The 16666-nt window shown below is 50.9% G+C and carries 20 protein-coding genes and 2 riboswitches; of the genes, 13 read left to right on the forward strand and 7 right to left on the reverse strand.

Annotation, left to right across the window (positions count from 1 at the left end):
• Positions 1-54 precede the first annotated feature (54 nt).
• Together KNP92_RS06160 and KNP92_RS06165 are read right to left on the reverse strand one after the other, a co-directional pair.
• Entirely contained in the window at positions 55-1053 is a 999-nt protein-coding gene (locus tag KNP92_RS06160; RefSeq protein ID WP_214838624.1) for a sensor histidine kinase, read from the reverse strand.
• Positions 1050-1757, reverse strand: coding sequence for a response regulator transcription factor (locus KNP92_RS06165; protein WP_214838626.1), 708 nt, complete (start codon positions 1755-1757; stop codon positions 1050-1052). The genes KNP92_RS06160 and KNP92_RS06165 overlap by 4 nt, the downstream gene beginning before the upstream one ends.
• Before the next feature lie 168 nt (positions 1758-1925).
• On the opposite strand from KNP92_RS06165, the gene KNP92_RS06170 reads away from it, so the two are divergent.
• The 3 genes from KNP92_RS06170 to KNP92_RS06180 all read left to right on the forward strand — a co-directional run bounded on the left by KNP92_RS06170 (position 1926) and on the right by KNP92_RS06180 (position 3795).
• Complete coding sequence (locus KNP92_RS06170) at positions 1926-2276, forward strand: YxeA family protein (protein ID WP_214838628.1); 351 nt, start codon at positions 1926-1928, stop codon at positions 2274-2276.
• 672 nt (positions 2277-2948) lie between these two features.
• Positions 2949-3404 (forward strand): transposase, encoded by a 456-nt coding sequence (locus KNP92_RS06175; RefSeq protein WP_214838630.1) that lies wholly within the window; start codon positions 2949-2951, stop codon positions 3402-3404.
• Positions 3397-3795, forward strand: a complete 399-nt coding sequence (locus KNP92_RS06180) for a transposase (RefSeq protein ID WP_214838632.1) — start codon at positions 3397-3399, stop codon at positions 3793-3795. The genes KNP92_RS06175 and KNP92_RS06180 overlap by 8 nt, the downstream gene beginning before the upstream one ends.
• A gap of 233 nt (positions 3796-4028) precedes the next feature.
• On the opposite strand, the gene msrA is transcribed toward KNP92_RS06180, so the two are convergent.
• A complete protein-coding gene (gene msrA, locus KNP92_RS06185) occupies positions 4029-4553 on the reverse strand; it encodes a peptide-methionine (S)-S-oxide reductase MsrA (RefSeq protein WP_214838634.1) in 525 nt (174 codons plus the stop codon).
• A gap of 66 nt (positions 4554-4619) precedes the next feature.
• A riboswitch (SAM riboswitch) is annotated at positions 4620-4721 on the reverse strand.
• Between the two features lie 44 nt (positions 4722-4765).
• Positions 4766-4924: a hypothetical protein gene (locus tag KNP92_RS06190; RefSeq protein ID WP_214838636.1), complete on the reverse strand. Its 159-nt coding sequence runs from the start codon at positions 4922-4924 to the stop codon at positions 4766-4768.
• 114 nt (positions 4925-5038) lie between these two features.
• On the opposite strand from KNP92_RS06190, the gene KNP92_RS06195 reads away from it, so the two are divergent.
• The 9 genes from KNP92_RS06195 (at position 5039) to KNP92_RS06235 (ending at position 13634) form a co-directional block, all read left to right on the forward strand.
• Positions 5039-6442, forward strand: a complete 1404-nt coding sequence (locus tag KNP92_RS06195) for an amidase family protein (protein ID WP_214838638.1) — start codon at positions 5039-5041, stop codon at positions 6440-6442.
• Between the two features lie 69 nt (positions 6443-6511).
• The gene (gene rlmN / locus KNP92_RS06200) at positions 6512-7573 is read left to right on the forward strand and encodes a dual-specificity RNA methyltransferase RlmN (RefSeq protein WP_214838640.1); all 1062 of its coding nucleotides are present in this window, start codon (positions 6512-6514) and stop codon (positions 7571-7573) included.
• 141 nt (positions 7574-7714) lie between these two features.
• Positions 7715-8596: an SMP-30/gluconolactonase/LRE family protein gene (locus KNP92_RS06205; RefSeq protein WP_214838642.1), complete on the forward strand. Its 882-nt coding sequence runs from the start codon at positions 7715-7717 to the stop codon at positions 8594-8596.
• A gap of 12 nt (positions 8597-8608) precedes the next feature.
• Positions 8609-8872, forward strand: coding sequence for a hypothetical protein (locus KNP92_RS06210; RefSeq protein ID WP_214838645.1), 264 nt, complete (start codon positions 8609-8611; stop codon positions 8870-8872).
• 105 nt (positions 8873-8977) lie between these two features.
• The gene (locus KNP92_RS06215) at positions 8978-10171 is read left to right on the forward strand and encodes a GTP-binding protein (protein ID WP_214838647.1); all 1194 of its coding nucleotides are present in this window, start codon (positions 8978-8980) and stop codon (positions 10169-10171) included.
• 62 nt (positions 10172-10233) lie between these two features.
• Positions 10234-10334: riboswitch (TPP riboswitch) on the forward strand.
• Between the two features lie 80 nt (positions 10335-10414).
• Positions 10415-11008: a YkoF family thiamine/hydroxymethylpyrimidine-binding protein gene (locus KNP92_RS06220; RefSeq protein ID WP_214838649.1), complete on the forward strand. Its 594-nt coding sequence runs from the start codon at positions 10415-10417 to the stop codon at positions 11006-11008.
• Positions 11001-11576, forward strand: coding sequence for an ECF transporter S component (locus KNP92_RS06225; protein ID WP_034806559.1), 576 nt, complete (start codon positions 11001-11003; stop codon positions 11574-11576). Before KNP92_RS06220 ends, KNP92_RS06225 begins: the two co-directional genes overlap by 8 nt.
• Positions 11569-12900, forward strand: a complete 1332-nt coding sequence (locus KNP92_RS06230; protein WP_214838651.1) for an ABC transporter ATP-binding protein — start codon at positions 11569-11571, stop codon at positions 12898-12900. The genes KNP92_RS06225 and KNP92_RS06230 overlap by 8 nt, the downstream gene beginning before the upstream one ends.
• Positions 12897-13634 (forward strand): energy-coupling factor transporter transmembrane component T family protein, encoded by a 738-nt coding sequence (locus KNP92_RS06235; protein WP_214838653.1) that lies wholly within the window; start codon positions 12897-12899, stop codon positions 13632-13634. The genes KNP92_RS06230 and KNP92_RS06235 overlap by 4 nt, the downstream gene beginning before the upstream one ends.
• Positions 13635-13645: 11 nt before the next feature.
• Here KNP92_RS06235 and KNP92_RS06240 read toward each other — a convergent pair whose 3' ends face one another.
• A complete protein-coding gene (locus KNP92_RS06240; protein ID WP_214838655.1) occupies positions 13646-14233 on the reverse strand; it encodes a DUF1643 domain-containing protein in 588 nt (195 codons plus the stop codon).
• 32 nt (positions 14234-14265) lie between these two features.
• The gene (locus KNP92_RS06245; RefSeq protein WP_251136411.1) at positions 14266-14958 is read right to left on the reverse strand and encodes a lytic transglycosylase domain-containing protein; all 693 of its coding nucleotides are present in this window, start codon (positions 14956-14958) and stop codon (positions 14266-14268) included.
• 78 nt (positions 14959-15036) lie between these two features.
• Between KNP92_RS06245 and KNP92_RS06250 the strand changes: the two genes are divergently transcribed.
• The gene (locus tag KNP92_RS06250; RefSeq protein ID WP_214838657.1) at positions 15037-15735 is read left to right on the forward strand and encodes a CPBP family intramembrane glutamic endopeptidase; all 699 of its coding nucleotides are present in this window, start codon (positions 15037-15039) and stop codon (positions 15733-15735) included.
• Here KNP92_RS06250 and KNP92_RS06255 read toward each other — a convergent pair.
• Positions 15665-16591 (reverse strand): alpha/beta hydrolase, encoded by a 927-nt coding sequence (locus tag KNP92_RS06255; protein ID WP_214838659.1) that lies wholly within the window; start codon positions 16589-16591, stop codon positions 15665-15667. The two genes, KNP92_RS06250 and KNP92_RS06255, sit on opposite strands and share 71 nt — an antisense overlap.
• Positions 16592-16666: the final 75 nt, after the last annotated feature.

A 16666-nucleotide genomic window follows, 5' to 3' on the forward strand; every position in this document is an offset into this window, starting at 1 on the left:
ATTAGTATATCCTGACCTTCACAAACGAAAAAATCGATTAATCTTTCACTTTTCTTACGGGGCTGTAAGGTTTTGAGATTCAGAGAAAATGATACGAAACGAGGTCCCTTTACCAACTATGGAATCAAACTCTATACGATGACCGAGATGCTCAGCCGCTTCCTTTGTTAAATAGAGCCCCATCCCCGTAGACTCTCTAAATTTCCGCCCGTTTTCTCCGGTGTAAAAGGGGGTGAAGACCCGCTTTAAATCCGTTTTAGGGATGCCGACACCGTAGTCTGTCACTTCTAATACTGCTTCATTTTCTTTTTCATAGAGAGACAGGAGAAGGTGATTGCTTTTTCCTGCTGAATATTTAACAGCATTATTGATTAATTGGGTGAGCATGAAGAAGATCCATTTCTCATCGGATTCAACCGTGAGCTCTTTTTCTAATCGAAGCTTCGGATATACTTTGTTTCTTATATAAAAGCGTTTATATTCTCCGTTGACCTCATGGATGATTTTCGATAAGCGTACAGGTTTGATGTGAAAATCTTGTTCGATAGAACGGAGACGCGCCATATAAAGAATTGTATTCAGACCAGCTTTCATTCGGTCTGATTCTTCACGAATGTTAGAAGAATCAGGTTCATCTAAATTTTGAGCAGAAAGTTCAATGACCGATAGGGGGGTCTTCATTTGATGAACCCAATGATCCATGAACTTCAGATGTTCTCCTTGAGCCGACTCCAATTTTTTAATTTGTCTTTGATAGTACTTATATTGTTCTTTTAATAATGTTTTGAGTGCTCTAGATACAGGAGTTTGCTCTGTTCCTTGAACTGACTCGTCTAACGACTCAAGAGGTTGACTAAGACGTCTATAAAATTGGCGATGACTGTAATATTGGTAGAACAGGTAGCCACCTAAAACAAAAAAGTCAAGAAATACCCCATACAAAGCAGGTTTTAATTGGCGATATCCATCCAGCCAATAGATAGAAAACATAAGGGTAAACTGAATAAACTGTACTAAGATTAATAAAAGATGCTCTTTAAGAAATAATTTCATTGTTCGTTCGCATCCTGCCATGTGACGTTGAGTCGATATCCAGCACCTCTTACTGTCTCAATGGTGCCTTTTAGATCTAACGATTCGAATTTTTTTCTGACGCGGGTCATATTGACATTCAATGTATTCTCATCGACGTAGGCTTGCTCATCCCAAAGCTTTTCGAGTAGACCTTCGCGGCCTGCGACACGGGGATGACGATCCATCAAGTATTCGATAATATCGGCTTCATTCTTTGATAAGGAAATGATTTGATTATTTAAATGTAGTTCTAGCCTCTCAGGAAACAATTGAAGTCCTTTTATTTCTAACACGCGCTCAGCTGATTGATTAGCATATTCTCCGTAAGCACGGCGAAGCTGACTACGTACCTTGGCCATGACAATTTCGGGATGGAAGGGTTTCATAATAAAATCATCGCCACCATTTTCTAATGCCATCACTTGGTCCATCTCACCGATTCGAGCAGAGATAAAGATGACGGGACAAATGGATTCTTTACGGATCTGTCTGCACCAGTAATAGCCGTCAAAGCTAGGTAGGTTAATATCTAAAAGAACAAGGTCTGGTTTTTGTTCATGAAAGGTTTCCATAACCTTCTCGAAATTACTTGCTTTACTAGTTAGATAACCGTATCGATTGATATAGGATTCTAGATGCTCTGCAATCTTTGGGTCGTCTTCAACAATCATGATCTTTTGCATAATTACTCTCCTTTACTTAAAGATAGTATGACATAGATTAGCAAACATCATTCTTACAATGCTGTAAGGAAATTGTAAGTGAAATCAATTTCTACTACACCTTCGATTTCATAAAATGGAAGTAAGCATTAATTTAATTGAGAAGGTGGGATATCATTGAAAAAGAGGATGAAAATTATCGTTTGTACTTTGATTTTAGGTGTTGTATGCAGTGTTTACTTTGAAAATACAACTAGTGGTCTTAAGCCAACGATCTCAGGATTACTGGAGAGCGAATATAAACCGCATTATGTTAAGACTGAAACAAATAATTATAAAGAGCTTTGGAATGGCGAGTATCGGTATACATTTACGGGCTACGCTGAAGATGGAAAGAAACAAGAAATCGTCAGAGTAATCGATAAAAAATTACGTCCAAATGCTTATTTGAGAATCTACGCAGAAGGCAGTCTGGGAAAATACTGGGAAGAAGTTCGAGAGGAAGAAATATCAAAAAAGGCTTTATCCAATCTCAAATAATGCAATTATTTACCCTATTGAAAAGGTACAGAAAGGGACAGTATGAGTTGATAGAATCTGTCCGTGAAAATATGCTGCTTCTTTAAGAGGTGGGGAGCCTTGTAGATACACGCATGTAGCGTTTTTGGCCGGAGGGATTGCTGGAAAGACTTTTCTGGATAAGGTGAGGAAGAAAGATAAATAAATGATACGAGAAAGGCGTGTCCTCTGTTGATAAGAGGACGCGCCTTTAATAGTCGTACATACGCTGGTCGAATTAGATTCTCTACGACCTCGACTTCAGTTTCTATTCACATCATAGTGCCGTACTTGATTTAAATGGGAAAATTTCGATTTCTCGATAAATCAATTATCTTCTGTGTAGTGCAAAATAGGAGTGCAGAAGTGTGCAACGGAAACGTACACAACTCTGCACTCCTATTTTAGAAAAGAAAAAGGACTTGCCAGCAACCATAATCTCACCCTAACGTTTAAGTTGCGACACAAGAACGTTAGGAGATGGAAGGAATGCTAGCAATGTCCGATATCAATTGTATCAAATTTCTCAGAAACCACAAATCACATTCGATCAATCGAATCGCTAAAAATCTAGACCTCAATTGGAGGACGGTAAAGAAATACGCGGATTCAGCTCAATTGCCGAGTGAAACCATTCGCCCCAAGAGGGGCATGATGTACGGAACGAAATGGGGCGAGATGGTCGAAGATTGGTTGACTGAGGATCAGATGCTTCAGAAAAAGTTAAGACGAACGATTAAAAAGATTTACGAAACGTTGGTGGCGAACGGATTCGAGGGTTCTTACCGAACGGTCTGCAATTTCATCAAGAGCTGGCATATGACGAGCGAGGAGGAAAACGACACAAGGCACGAACGATTGCAGCACCTTCCGGGTGAGGCGCAGGTGGATTTTGGAACGATGGAAGTCGTCAAAGATAGTCATGCGGTCGATGTAAAGTGCCTCGTCATGAGTTTGCCCTTCAGCAACCGCACAGCAGCCGTCGCACATGTCTTCCCGGATGCGAAACATGTGCTGGATCGTTTCCATCTCATCCAGTTCTTCACGGACGCCCTTCGCCGCCGGCGTCGTTTTTTGAACGAGACGTCACCATCATGTCCGTGTGATTGACCTTGCTCTCGCCTGTCGTCCGGAGACGCTGTCCCCCGAAGACCGGGAGGTCGCCGATTCTTGCCTTCGGGAAGATCCGTTCACCCGGGACCTCTATCAAGGACTTCAACATATCCGATATGTGCTGAAGGCCACGTGCCATGGACAGGCGAAACGTCGACTGACCGATTGGTTGGATCGTTATCAGTCCCATCCTTGCGGGCCTCTGGCGAAGATCGCGAAATCGATCCAGAACCGAGAGGAAGCGATACGTCGAACGATCGTGTCCAGTCTATCGAACGGAAAGATGGAAGGAACGAACAACAAGATCAAGCTCATCAAACGCCGTGGTTATGGCTATCGAAACCTTGAACGGTTCTTTTTAAGGTTGTATCTAGAAATCGGTCGTTAAAATAGCAACCACGAGTTATGGTGATGAGCCATATTAATTCTATTAATAACTGTTTAATAAACATTATTATTTAATCGAAAGATATCTATATTAACTTGTGATAATATAAGAAACTCACAAGTAAGCTGAAACCATTTAAATGCTCACTGCAGCTATAGTAGTTAATCCTGAAATAGTCGAAAAGACGCGACCCTATCATAAGGGCCGCGTCTTTTCATTTTCATATATTCTTGTTAAACCTTTTCTGCCCACGCGACATCAATAAATGCATCACGCCCTGAAATAGCCCGGTCTTCTTTATAATGTATCGGATTCTTTTTGTGGAAGTCCTGATGATACTCTTCGGCCGGGTAAAACGTGTCAGCCGGCAAAATCTTCGTGACGATCGGATCCTTAAATCGTCCGCTCGCGGCGAGGTCGTCACGGCTCTTCTCGGCGGCAACACGTTGTGCTTCCGTATGATAGAAAATGGCCGGTGCGTACTGCGTGCCGCGGTCTTGGAACTGGCCGCCGTCGTCGGTCGGGTCGGTCTGAATCCAGTAAAGTTCGAGCAAGCGTTCATAAGTGAACAGTGACGGGTCGAACGTGATCTCGACGACCTCATAGTGTCCGGTCGTGCCTGTCTTCACTTGTTCATACGTCGGGTCGTCGACGTGACCTCCTGTATAACCGGATACGATCGACTCGATGCCAGGTTGCTCCTCGAACGGCGTCACCATGCACCAAAAACAGCCTCCGGCAAATGTTGCTTTTTCCAATTTAATATCCCCCTCATCACACATTGTCCAAATAAAAACGCCCATGTCGTCGACATGAGCGTTCTGTCATATCGTCCAAGGCAGTCCGCCTTGCTGGAAGTAGCACCTTGCCGAAGCAGGTTGCTGTGAAGTCATAGAGCCAGGTCTCTCGTTCACTCAAGATATCGATATGTAGTTGGTGAGAGCATCATACCACCTCGCGGCGAATGACGTCAATGATTTGCTTGGCGCCATTTTAATACCGTAGCAATGATGATCACGCCGAGTAATAAAATGGACAAAAGCGTCGCATACGGTAACTGACGGCCGTATAACTGTAAAAAGAACAATCCGAAGACAGCAAGTAAGACAATGGCATAAGAGCGAGTCATGACTACCTCCATAACCGTTTTCTACAGTGTAGCAAGTCCGTAAACGTTTTGCGATAAAAAGAGGGAATTTCAACGCGATAGCGAATATCGCACTATTACGAAGGGGGAAACGAAATGAGCGAAACATTGAATTTGATGGAATTGACGATTGAGACCGCACATCAAGGTTACAAGGAAGGAACATTTACAGCCCGAGAGGTGACGGCCTTTTATTTAGAACGAATCGCCGAATATAATGAGACGTTACGGGCGGTCATCCAAGTGAATCCGGACGCATTGTTTGAGGCCGAGGCATGCGACCGCGCGTTTCGACGTGGGGAGCGGCTGCCGCTTCTCGGTATCCCGGTATTAATAAAGGACAATGTTGAGACGGCGGGACTATTGAAGACGACCGCGGGGGCGAAAGCGCTCGAGCATCACTTCGCCGGACGAGACGCCGTCCTCGTTCAAAAACTACGAGACAACGGCGCCGTCATTCTCGGTAAGGCGAACTTGTCCGAGTGGGCGAACTTTTTGGCAGAAGGCATGATGAACGGTTGGAGCGCGGTCGGTGGCCAAACGAAAAATCCATACGGGGACAACCTCGACGTCGGAGGCTCAAGCTCAGGTTCCGCCTCGGCCGTGGCTGCAAACTTGACGCTCCTCGCCATCGGGAGTGAGACGAGCGGTTCCATCATTCACCCGAGTGTACATAACAGTATCGTCGGCATCAAACCGACGGTCGGGCTCGTCAGCCGGAGCGGGATCATTCCGATTTCCCGTTCTCAAGACACGGCTGGACCAATGGCGCGGACGCTGCGCGATGCGGTCGTCGCGCTCGAAGTCATCGCGGGTCCGGACCCGCTCGACCCGGCGACGGCCGTCCAGCCCGCCGGTCCCCCATATGTGACGTGCCTTGACGAGCGTCAAGCTGTCGGGATGCGTGTCGGATACGTCAAACCGGATTTATCCGAAGAAGAACAATCGTACTATGACAAAGCGCTCGCGCATTTGCGAGACAGCGGTGTCGAGCTCGTATCCGTCGACTTGCCGTCAGATGCCACGCTCGATCAAGGAGATATTTTGTATCACGAGTTCAAGCTCGGGATTGACGCCTATCTCGCTTCGACGTCACTCCCGTTTCAAACGCTCGGCGACATCATCGCGTGGAATGAGGAGCACCCGGAATCGATCCCATACGGACAAGAGACGTTTAAGAAAGCGAACATGCTCTCAGGTAGATTGGTTGAAGCGACGTATGTGAAGCGTCGGCTAGAAGATGTCCGGCTCGCCAAAACGGACGGACTCGATCAACTGTTTTCCAAGCATCAATTGCATGGTCTCGTCTTGCCGCACGACTTGAACTATGACATGGCCGCGAAAGCCGGTCACCCGACGATCACGATTCCGTATGCCGTGAAACAGAGCGGTGCCCCGTTCGGGTTATCGTTCACGGGGACGAGTTTTTCGGAGCGCGATTTGATTCGCATCGCCTACGCGTTCGAACGTCATGTCACGCGGCCGCTCCCGCCGTTGTAAGAACGTTGCACCCGTCGACTCGGTCCGCTACAATGGGAATTATGCGGATTGAAGAAAGGACAGATTGCAATGAAACCATCTATATACGGGCTGACGTTTGATCAGCTCACGGACGTCTGTGTCGATTTTGGATACAGTGCCTACCACGCGAGACAAATTTGGGACTCGCTCTACATCGACCGGGTCAAGTCGATGGATGCCATCAACGTGCGAGATGAAGTGAAAACAGCGCTTGCGGAACGTTATGTCATCTCGACACAAGAGTTGTTCGTCAAACAAGAGGCGGACGACGGGACGGTCAAATTCTTACTTAAACTTCACGACGGCCACTACATCGAGACGGTGTTGATGCGCCATAAATATGGTCGCTCGGTCTGTGTGACGACACAAGTCGGGTGTAACATCGGTTGCAGCTTCTGTGCGAGCGGTCTGTTGAAGAAGACACGCGATTTGACGGCAGGCGAAGTTGTCGAACAGATCATGACCGTGCAACATTTCTTGGACGAAGTCGGGGAAGGGGCCCGCGTCAGTCATATCGTCGTCATGGGAATCGGGGAGCCGTTCGACAACTTCGATCACTTAGTCGACTTCCTTCGTGTCGTCAAAGACGAGCGCGGTCTCGCCATCGCGCCGCGGAAAATCAACGTCTCGACGAGTGGGCTCGCCGATAAGATTTACAAGTTCGCCGACCTCGATTTGCGCATCAACTTGGCGCTGTCGCTCCACGCGCCGAACGACGCGCTCCGAACACAGATCATGAAGATCAACCGTGCGTTCCCGCTCGACAAGCTCATGCCGGCCATCCGCTATTATGTCGAGAAGACGAACAAGCGGATCACGTTCGAGTACATTCTTCTCTCGAAAGTGAACGACTTGCCGGAACATGCCGAAGAGCTCGCTGACTTGATTGCGGACATCAAAGACAAATCATACGTCAACTTGATTCCGTATAACCCGGTCAACGAACACATTCAATACGAACGAAGTACGTCTGAAGACATCATGGCGTTTTACGACATTTTGAAGAAACGTGGTGTCAACACAGGGGTCCGCCTCGAACACGGGACCGACATCGATGCGGCCTGCGGTCAGCTCCGCAGTAAACATATGAACGTCGAAGGTGCCAAATAACTCGATTCTCCCGCTCGCGTAGCGGGAGTTTTTTGTTCCTTTCTTGAATCCATGGAGAAACAATTTTCAGAAACAGGAATAGAGACAACGACTCGAGGGAATAGTCCTCTGATATCACAGGAGAGAGTGGAGGCTATTTGAATGGAGAACGTGAACGCGACATGTTGGATTCGAGTCAGAAATACGCTTGGGGAAGGGCCATGCTGGGACGCTGAATTGAAGCGATTCTATTGGGTCGACATCGAAGGGCATACCCTCTGGTGGTACGATGAGAAAGAGGATGAACTCTCTTCATCGGACATGGGCCAACAGATCGGATTTGCCGTCCCGAAAGTGACGGACGGGGTCATCGTCGGACTGAAGGACGGCATTTATGAGTGGGACGAGACGTCGAAACAATTGGATAAAATCGTCGAACTCGACGACGCGGACGGCGTGCTCCGATTCAACGATGGCAAAGCCGACCCATACGGTAGAATCTTTGCGGGGACGCTTCACCTCGAAGACGAAGAGAACGAGGCGACGCTGTACCGGTTGGACCGCGACGGGACGACCGAACAGATGCTCACCGGTCTGACGCTCTCAAACGGTTTGACATGGTCGCCGGATCATCAATGGTTTTATCACATCGATACGCCGACCGAGACGGTTCGGCGATATGCATACGATTTGTCGACGGGCACGTTCGGGGAAGGGGAAGCCGTCATTGACTTCAAAGAGGAAGAAGGATTCCCTGACGGCATGACCTCGGATGAGGAAGGCCACTTATGGATTGCGCACTTCGCCGGCAGCCGCGTCTCGCGCTGGAATCCGGAAACGGGCGATAAAGTACTTGAAGTCAACGTGCCGGCGCCGAACGTCACGTCTTGTTGTTTCGTCGGGGACGATTTGAAGCAACTCGCCATCACGACGGCTCGTGAAGGCATGGATGACGAGGCGCTTGAAAAATATCCGGAAGCCGGATCCGTATTTAAAATCGATACAGACGTGAAGGGGATGCCACTTTATCGTTACGGACGTTAAGGAGGGAGGACGATGGTGAAACGACTGCTCGTTCGCGCAGGAATTGGCCTTGCGCTCGCCGCGGTGGCCCGGGTCGGGATTAAGAAATATCTCGACGACCGCGCGGCGAACGACCATTCTTATCTTGAACCAAAATGGGATGAGACGCCGAGCGTGGACGCGGACAAAGATGAGGACGAGGTCGGTTTGACGCAACTCGATTCGATTTATCGTGCCGAATGGCAAGCGAACGCTTATCCACGTTCCGAGGCGGAACGAAAAGCACTCGAAGACTAACCTTGACGAAAACACGCTCAATCCGAGCGTGTTTTTTGTTGACAGAAACTCGGATTCCGTTCATTATCTAAAATGTAATGATTACCATTTAGGAGATGTTAATTTATGAAACGCATTCCCATCACTGTATTGTCAGGCTATCTCGGGAGCGGCAAGACAACATTGCTAAACCATATTTTAAATAATCGGACCGGCAAGAAGTACGCCGTGATCGTCAACGACATGAGTGAGTTAAATATTGATGAGCGCTTAATCGAGCAAGGGGGCTTCTCTCGAACGGACGAGAAATTGGTCGAGCTATCGAACGGCTGCATCTGTTGCACGCTCCGTGAAGACTTGCTCGAAGCGGTACAGGCGCTCACGAACGACCGTGAGCTCGACGGAATTATCATCGAGTCCTCTGGGATCTCGGAGCCGATCCCGGTGGCCCAGACGTTCACGTACGCCGATGACGCGCTCGGCATCGACTTGACGAGCCGTGTCTATATCGACGCGATGGTGACGGTCGTCGATGCTTACCGTTTCTTGAAAGATTTCAATTCCGGTGAGTCGCTTCATGAGCGGAAACAAGCAATCGATGAGACGGATGTCCGTGAAGTCGTCGACCTGCTCGTCGACCAGGTCGAGTTCGCCGACATCATCGTCTTGAACAAAGCCGACCGGGTGTCGGAGGCCGAACTGAACGAGATGGCCGGTCTGCTGAAGACGCTCAACCCGTCTGCAAAACTATTGACCTCGGTTCATTCGAACGTCGACTTGACCGAACTGCTCGACGTCAACCTGTTCGATTTCGAGCAGGCGATGCATTCGGCCGGCTGGATTCAAGAGCTTGAGGCGGAAGAACATACGCCGGAGACCGAAGAGTACGGCATCAGCTCGTTCGTCTATCGTCGCCGTCGTCCGTTCCACCCAGCGCGACTTCATGCGTGGATTGAGCAGTTCCCTGAGGAAATCGTGCGGGCAAAAGGATTTTTATGGATTGCTTCGCGTAACGACCTCGCCTGCTTGTTCTCGCAGGCCGGATACGCCTCGACGCTCGAGCACGCCGGGCGGTGGCTCGCGACGCTTCCGGAAGAGGAGCGCCGGCTTATGTTCGCGGCAGAACCGGAGCTCGCCGAAGACTATATCGAGCCTTACGGCGACCGCCAAACCGAGCTCGTTTTAATTGGACAGCGAATGGACCGTGCGCGTGTCGAATCGATGCTTGATACTTGCCTGTTGACTGACGAAGAGATGGCGCTCGATTGGACGATGCTCGAAGACACGCTTCCGGGGAATGGCGTTGTCACTTTCTCATAAACCGTTTACAAATCGAAATTGGTCGTCTATACTGTTCCTTGCATGAACAAACCGCATACATTGGACTACACTAGGGGTGCTTCGGCTGAGATGTGAGCATGGCTCCGATCCCTTATGACTCGATCCGGGTAATACCGGCGTGAGGAAGTGTGGCACTTTTTCTGATGGACTTTAATTGGACGAGTGGCCGCATTCTCATGGATGCGGCTTTTTTCGTGCATACAGATAAAGGGGGAACAGAACATGAACAACCAATGTGGAACGAGCCCGATTGTCGGGTTCCGCTTTACACTCAGCCCGATGACGTCCGATTTCGTGAGCGTCATCAAAGGCGCACTGAAGGAGACGGACTTACAGAACGTCTGGCGCCATACTGATGACGTCTCGACGGTCATCCGGGGACGGAGTGAGCACGTATTCGATGTGGCCAAGGCCGTCTTATCTCATGCGACGAAGTCGGGGGTGCACGTCTCGATGAGCGGGACATTCTCGGTCGGCTGCCCTGGCGACACGACGGGGGACAACTTGCTCGACGTGACGAACGAGCCGGCGAACGGTTCGGTCGAAAACCAATACGTCTCATCCCAGTTCGCACTCTATCCGCTCGGGGACGAAACGTATATGGACATCATCTATGAAGAGATCGACTTTGCAAAAGCGCGCGGTGTGTTCAATGACTCGATGCATTACGCCTCCGGCATCCATGGCGACATCGAGCCGGTATTCTCGTTTTACGAGGCGACGTTCGACCGGGTGCGTGCGAAGACGAGCCACGTCGTCATGACGGTCACGTTCAGTGTGAACAGTCCGTCACACGAGGGACAAAACAATGCTTAAGTCGTGGAAGTTAAAAGAGATCGTCTTGTTGTCGATTTTATCGGTCGTCTTCGCCGTCGTCTATTTGGCGTTCGTCCACGTCGGAAATTTGTGGGCTGGGCTGATTGGGCCAATCGCCTACGAGTGGATTTTCGGAATTTGGTTCATCGTCTCGATTATCGCCGCCTATATCATCCGTAAGCCCGGTGCCGCCTTTTTGTCGGAAGTGCTCGCGGCGACGATTGAGATGATGATTGGGAACGCAATCGGGCCACGCATCATTCTCGTCGGGATCATTCAAGGACTCGGAGCCGAAGCGGCGTTCGCCGTCACCGGGTATAAACGATATGACCTGTGGGTGCTCATGCTCGCTGGCTTCGGTGCGGCCGTGACGAGTTTCGCCTATACATACGTCATGGGCGGCCTCGCCGCACTCAGTCCGACTTATGTGGCGACGATGTTCGCTCTGCGCGCGACGAGTGGGATGCTCATCGCAGGGCTCGGTGGGAAGATTTTAAGCGACTTGTTGCTCAGAACAGGAGCCCTCGAAGGCTACGCCCTTGCACGACAAGGACGTGCCCATGGTTGAGGCGGAGCAGCTGACGTTTCGTTACCCCGGTAAACCGACCGACGTGTTGACCGACGTGACGTTCACACTCCGCGACGGCAGGACGCTCATCACCGGGGCGAGCGGGTCGGGGAAATCGACACTGTTCGCCATGATGAACCGTCTCTACCCGGACAATTGTGACGGCATCGTCACAGGGAAACTCCGATTGTTCGACCGGTCGTATGAGACATACGGGCCCGGTGAGGTGAATCGTCGCGTCGGCACGGTGTTTCAAGACCCGGATAGTCAGTTCGTCATGCAGACGGTCGAGGAAGAACTGATTTTTACGCTTGAAAACTTCCAAGTCGACCGGGAAGCCATGATGGGGCGTATCGAGGCGATGTTACAGACGCTTCACTTAAGCAAGTATCGGCATCGTCGGATCCACGACCTGTCAGGCGGGGAGAAACAACAAATCGCCGTCGCCTGCGCCTTGGTCGGTCGGCCGGAATGGCTTCTGCTTGATGAACCACTCGCGCATCTTGACCCGGAGACCGCCGCACGATTCGTCCGTTGGCTCGACGTCGCCGCCCGTACCGTCAACGTCGTCGTCATCGACCATCGGCCGTCCTTATGGGGAAGCTTCTTTGACCGACAAATCGAGCTTCAGACCGGGTGCATCATAAACGACCGGCCGTTCACGCCTCGTCCGGATTATGAGTTCGAACCGATTCAGATGCCACGGACAGATGATTTATTATTTCACATACCGAAAATAAATCGAGAAACGTTTGAATTGGCAGCGAGCGACTTGACCGTCGCCGCGGGAGAAGTCGTCGCCATCCTTGGACGAAACGGAAGCGGCAAGTCGACATGGCTCAAAAGCCTGGCTCGGAATCATCGGGACGTCGGGCTCGTCCCCCAGTCCCCGGCGCACTTGTTTATCACGGGGGAAGTGACACGAGAACTCGCTTATGGTCACGACCGGCCGATTGATGAATTATTGACTCGGCTCGGGCTCGAGACGTTGCGTGACGCCCATCCGCTCTCACTCAGCCACGGCCAAAAGCGACGGCTTGCCATCGGGGTGATGATGCTGTCTGGCAAACGCCTGATCGCGTTTGATGAACCGACCGCTGGACAGGACGAGTCGTCGCTCCGAGCGCTCCACCAGTTGATGGCCGAACGTGCTCGCGAGGGGCAGGCGGTGTTGTTCGTGACGCACGATCTCAGTTTTGCCCGGACCGCGAACACCTATTACTTGATGCGAGATGGGAAGCTGAGTGGGCCGTACGACACGTCACTTTGGGATGATGCTGACTTGCTTCAGGCTCATGGCTTACTGACGGAGGGGACAGGATGACGTTTCATGAGATGAATCCGACCGTCAAGTTTGTGACCGTGACCTGCCTCATGTTCGGCCTCGCTTTCATGTTCAATCCATGGACGCCACTCGCCGTCTTCATTGGCACGCTCGTCCTTCAGTCCCTTTTTGCGAACGTCAGCTGGAAGCGGTGGGGGCTTTTCATGATCCCGTTTTTATTGACCGCCATTGGCACCCTCTGGACGACGCTCGTTTTCGGGAAAGCGTCGAGCGGGGAGGTCGTGTTCGTGTTGTTCGGGAACAACGTCACGGAAGAGAACGTGATGCTCGCGGTGACGCTCGCCTTGCGTGTATTGGCGTTCACGGCGTTGTCCCTCCTCTTTACGTTGACGACGGATCCGAAGCGTTTCGTGTATAGTCTGATGCAGCAAGGGAAGTTATCACCGAAGATCGCCTATAGCGTCTTCGTCGGGTTTCGTTTCTTTCCGATTTTAAAACATGAAATGATGCAGCTTTACGAGACGCATGCGCTTCGGGGAGTCCGTCTTGAGACGCGGCTCGATCACGTTCGGCATGTCCCGAAATTGTTGATCCCACTCCTTGCCGGTTCGATTCGCCAAGCCGAACGAATCGCCTTCTCGATGGAGGCCAGGGCGTTCACAGGAGATAAGCGGACAACATACGAAGTCGTGCCCGTCACACGAAGCGACATGTTGTTGGCGTCATTGTTACTTCTCTTGTTCGGAGTGAGTGTGTGGATTGGAATACGCTAAAACAGGACGACTCACTCAGAGTCGTCCTGTTTCGTTTCTTTGACGATGCGGAACTTCGGTTTGACTGATTCGTTGTTAAACGCCTCGAGCACCGTGTTCTCGTTCGCCATTCGGATTTGTTGAGGCTCACCTTTTGACGTCGTCCCGATACAGAACATGTTCGCCTCGTGGTCAGCAAACAGCGTTTTGTACGCGGTCGAGTGATGCATGAGACGACCGGGTGATCCCCAGCCGACAATGGCCATCCCGCCGCTCTGTTCGACTTCGTCGAGCGTCTCTTCGACGTAATGGAAGTTCGTCTCGTCGAGTTGCGATTCGACGTAGGGGAGATTGTCGTTAATGGCGAGCGTCGGGACGAGACTGATGACGCGCACTTCCCGAATCGGTTTGTCGAGATGATTGCGCATGAGCATGTACGCCCGTTGCGTCGTCGTCCCGGACAAGAACGCGTCACTCATTCGAGGGGAGTAGATGATGACGGCGCAAATCACCCCGTCAACGACGTCAGTAAACTCATAGGACCGCATGTAGCGTTTCGTCTTGTCGTCATTAAAGAACGACTTGACGCGAATCGTCACTTCCTCGATGTGTGTGTTCATATCGTTTCCTCACTTCAACTAAAGATATACGGTCATGTCAGACTCGCGAACCATTCCAAGTAACGAATCGCATAGCGTGCGACTTGTTGTTTCGTCGACTTCCCGTCACCGGGCAAGAGTACGACTTCCTCTTGGTATTGTTCGTAATACGACATGACGTTGTCGACGTACTGTTCACTGCGATTATACTCGAAGATGGCTGAACGAATCGAGTCGGTCGAGTCGGTCGAGCGGCCACCGTGTTCACTCAAGTAGTATGCGGCCGCATGGGCCGAGTCGATCAGACTATGAGGGTCGGCTTGTCCGTCACCGTTGCCGTCACGACCGAGCCCGCCATACTGTTCAATCAACGTCACATCCGTCAAATCGACTTCATCCTCAGGGACATCCCCTTTTTGGTCGTCTGTGTCATATTGCCAGCCGAGCCAAGTCCGGGGCATGAACTGGAACGGACCGATGGCACCGACCGATGAGCGCATCGAGGCACTGTGTGAGAAAATCGTCTCGACGCGATGGACTGCGGCGAGTAACTGCCAATCGACATCATACGTATCCGCCGCGTCCTCATACACCGAGACGTGATTCGCCGGGACGCCGTGATCTCCATAATAGGCACGGTAAAGGGCGTTGTTCACTTTTTCATCTTGACCGAACCAGCCGATTGCGGCGAGGATCAACACCGCCACAAGCATGATACTGGTCAGTCGCAGCATCAATCGTTTCAAGATACCGCCTCCTAGCTTTCTAGACAATACCCGAATAGTGTAGCATATAGCTAACAGGAAGGACAGGAGTGGATATCGATGCTCGAACGAATCGTCTTTACCGTGATTCTCGCCTATTTATTAATCATTCAGCTGTTCAATGCCCGCTTGATGAAATCGATGATCACTTCGCTCGGACGAGGGCGTGTCTACGAAGAGTCAATCAAGTCCGCCTGGGGCTTATCGCTCTTGCTCCTCGCGCTCGTCTTCTTGTTCGATGTGCCGTTTGAAGCGGTCGGTCTCGCGTTCATGCCGGACGCGGCCGACGAACGGGCATGGAACTATTTCGTGTTCAGTTGCGTCCTCATGGGCAGTCTCTTCGTCTTCTACTTATCCGTCTTGACTTCAGAACGGCTCCGCCAGCGGCTTCGTCCGCACTATGAACTTGAAATCGAAAAAGTGCTGTTGCCGCGAACGAATGAAGAGGCCAAGGCTTGGAAAGCCGTCTCGTTCACGGCCGGAATCACGGAAGAATTTATCTTCCGCGGGGTGTTGATTTACACAGTCACCTTGTATGTCGATTTCTCAGACGTTTGGCTCGCCTTGGTGAGCGGGGCCCTGTTCGGTGTAGCCCATGCGTATCAAGGTGTTCGAGGTGTGGTCGTGACCGGTTCCGTCGGCTTCCTCTTCGGCTTTCTCTTTTTGGCGATGGGCGTCCTTTGGCCAATCATGATTTTACATGTGTTACTTGATCTGGTCGCAGGGCCGATTCATGTCGACGAGCCAAAAACGTTGTGACGGCTGACTCATAGGCGTCGCGGTCTTTCAAGATGCAGTTCGTATGTTCCGCATCGTGAATCAACGCAATCTCGTTTTGACGGTTAAGTGCGTTCATCTCGACCGACATCCACGTCGGGACGAAGTCATCACGTGTCCCATGGATGAACAAGACGGGCGCCTTCGTCTCCGCGAGCGCACGTTTTGGACTCACTTGATGCATCCGGAATCCGGCACGTGTCCATAAAAAGTAGTCGATTCCTGGTAAGAGGAAGTCCCCCGGCATCCGGTGCAAGTTGTTCAATTGATGGCGCATCAGTTGACGCAAGTCATCGAACGGACACTCGGCAATCAAGAAGTCGACGTCCGTGAGCGGTCCTGCCTGAAGGATGGTCGCCGCACCCATCGATACGCCGTGCAACCCAATCGCTTCGACCGGTTCATTCATCCGGAGCCACTCGACCCAGTCGACGATATCGTGTTTTTCATGATACCCGTACGAGGCGTAGACGCCTTCTGACTCGCCATGAGACCGTAAGTCGACAGCGAGCAGGTTATAGCCAAGCCGATGGAACATGGCCAAGTGGGGTGCCATGAAACTATGCGACGCCGTATACCCGTGGACGAAGACGATCCATTTCTTTGCCTCGCCATTCCGGTAGACACGGCCATAGAGCCGATAGCCGTCTCGAGATTGGAGCGAGACGTGTTCGAATGGCACGTCGTGATAAAACGATTGATCTTCTGTCGTATACGGCGCGAGCAACATCTCAGGCGTCTTCCGTTTCCCTCGTGTCATCCGTTTGAAGGCGTAATAACTGATGGCGTAGTAGCCGGTGAACAGTGTCGCGAGCCCGTATTTCCATTTTGATTGCATGAACATCGCTCCTTTCTCCATCATTGTACCCGAAACACGTCGTATGCTTCACGTACGAGTTGTCGGGATAGGGGA

Origin of the sequence: Exiguobacterium sp. s122, assembly GCF_018618475.1 — a bacterium.
In the GTDB taxonomy this organism is placed as follows: Bacteria; Bacillota; Bacilli; order Exiguobacteriales; family Exiguobacteriaceae; genus Exiguobacterium; species Exiguobacterium himgiriensis.

Bases quoted from the DNA above. Each gene is read 5' to 3' on its own strand.
- KNP92_RS06160 (WP_214838624.1), bottom strand. From the start codon at position 1,053: ATGAAATTATTTCTTAAAGAGCATCTTTTATTAATCTTAGTACAGTTT.
- KNP92_RS06165 (WP_214838626.1), bottom strand. From the start codon at position 1,757: ATGCAAAAGATCATGATTGTTGAAGACGACCCAAAGATTGCAGAGCAT.
- KNP92_RS06170 (WP_214838628.1), top strand. From the start codon at position 1,926: ATGAAAATTATCGTTTGTACTTTGATTTTAGGTGTTGTATGCAGTGTT.
- KNP92_RS06175 (WP_214838630.1), top strand. From the start codon at position 2,949: ATGTACGGAACGAAATGGGGCGAGATGGTCGAAGATTGGTTGACTGAG.
- KNP92_RS06190 (WP_214838636.1), bottom strand. From the start codon at position 4,924: ATGACTCGCTCTTATGCCATTGTCTTACTTGCTGTCTTCGGATTGTTC.
- KNP92_RS06195 (WP_214838638.1), top strand. From the start codon at position 5,039: ATGAGCGAAACATTGAATTTGATGGAATTGACGATTGAGACCGCACAT.
- rlmN (WP_214838640.1), top strand. From the start codon at position 6,512: ATGAAACCATCTATATACGGGCTGACGTTTGATCAGCTCACGGACGTC.
- KNP92_RS06205 (WP_214838642.1), top strand. From the start codon at position 7,715: ATGGAGAACGTGAACGCGACATGTTGGATTCGAGTCAGAAATACGCTT.
- KNP92_RS06210 (WP_214838645.1), top strand. From the start codon at position 8,609: ATGGTGAAACGACTGCTCGTTCGCGCAGGAATTGGCCTTGCGCTCGCC.
- KNP92_RS06215 (WP_214838647.1), top strand. From the start codon at position 8,978: ATGAAACGCATTCCCATCACTGTATTGTCAGGCTATCTCGGGAGCGGC.
- KNP92_RS06220 (WP_214838649.1), top strand. From the start codon at position 10,415: ATGAACAACCAATGTGGAACGAGCCCGATTGTCGGGTTCCGCTTTACA.
- KNP92_RS06225 (WP_034806559.1), top strand. From the start codon at position 11,001: ATGCTTAAGTCGTGGAAGTTAAAAGAGATCGTCTTGTTGTCGATTTTA.
- KNP92_RS06230 (WP_214838651.1), top strand. From the start codon at position 11,569: ATGGTTGAGGCGGAGCAGCTGACGTTTCGTTACCCCGGTAAACCGACC.
- KNP92_RS06235 (WP_214838653.1), top strand. From the start codon at position 12,897: ATGACGTTTCATGAGATGAATCCGACCGTCAAGTTTGTGACCGTGACC.
- KNP92_RS06240 (WP_214838655.1), bottom strand. From the start codon at position 14,233: ATGAACACACACATCGAGGAAGTGACGATTCGCGTCAAGTCGTTCTTT.
- KNP92_RS06250 (WP_214838657.1), top strand. From the start codon at position 15,037: ATGCTCGAACGAATCGTCTTTACCGTGATTCTCGCCTATTTATTAATC.
- KNP92_RS06255 (WP_214838659.1), bottom strand. From the start codon at position 16,591: ATGCAATCAAAATGGAAATACGGGCTCGCGACACTGTTCACCGGCTAC.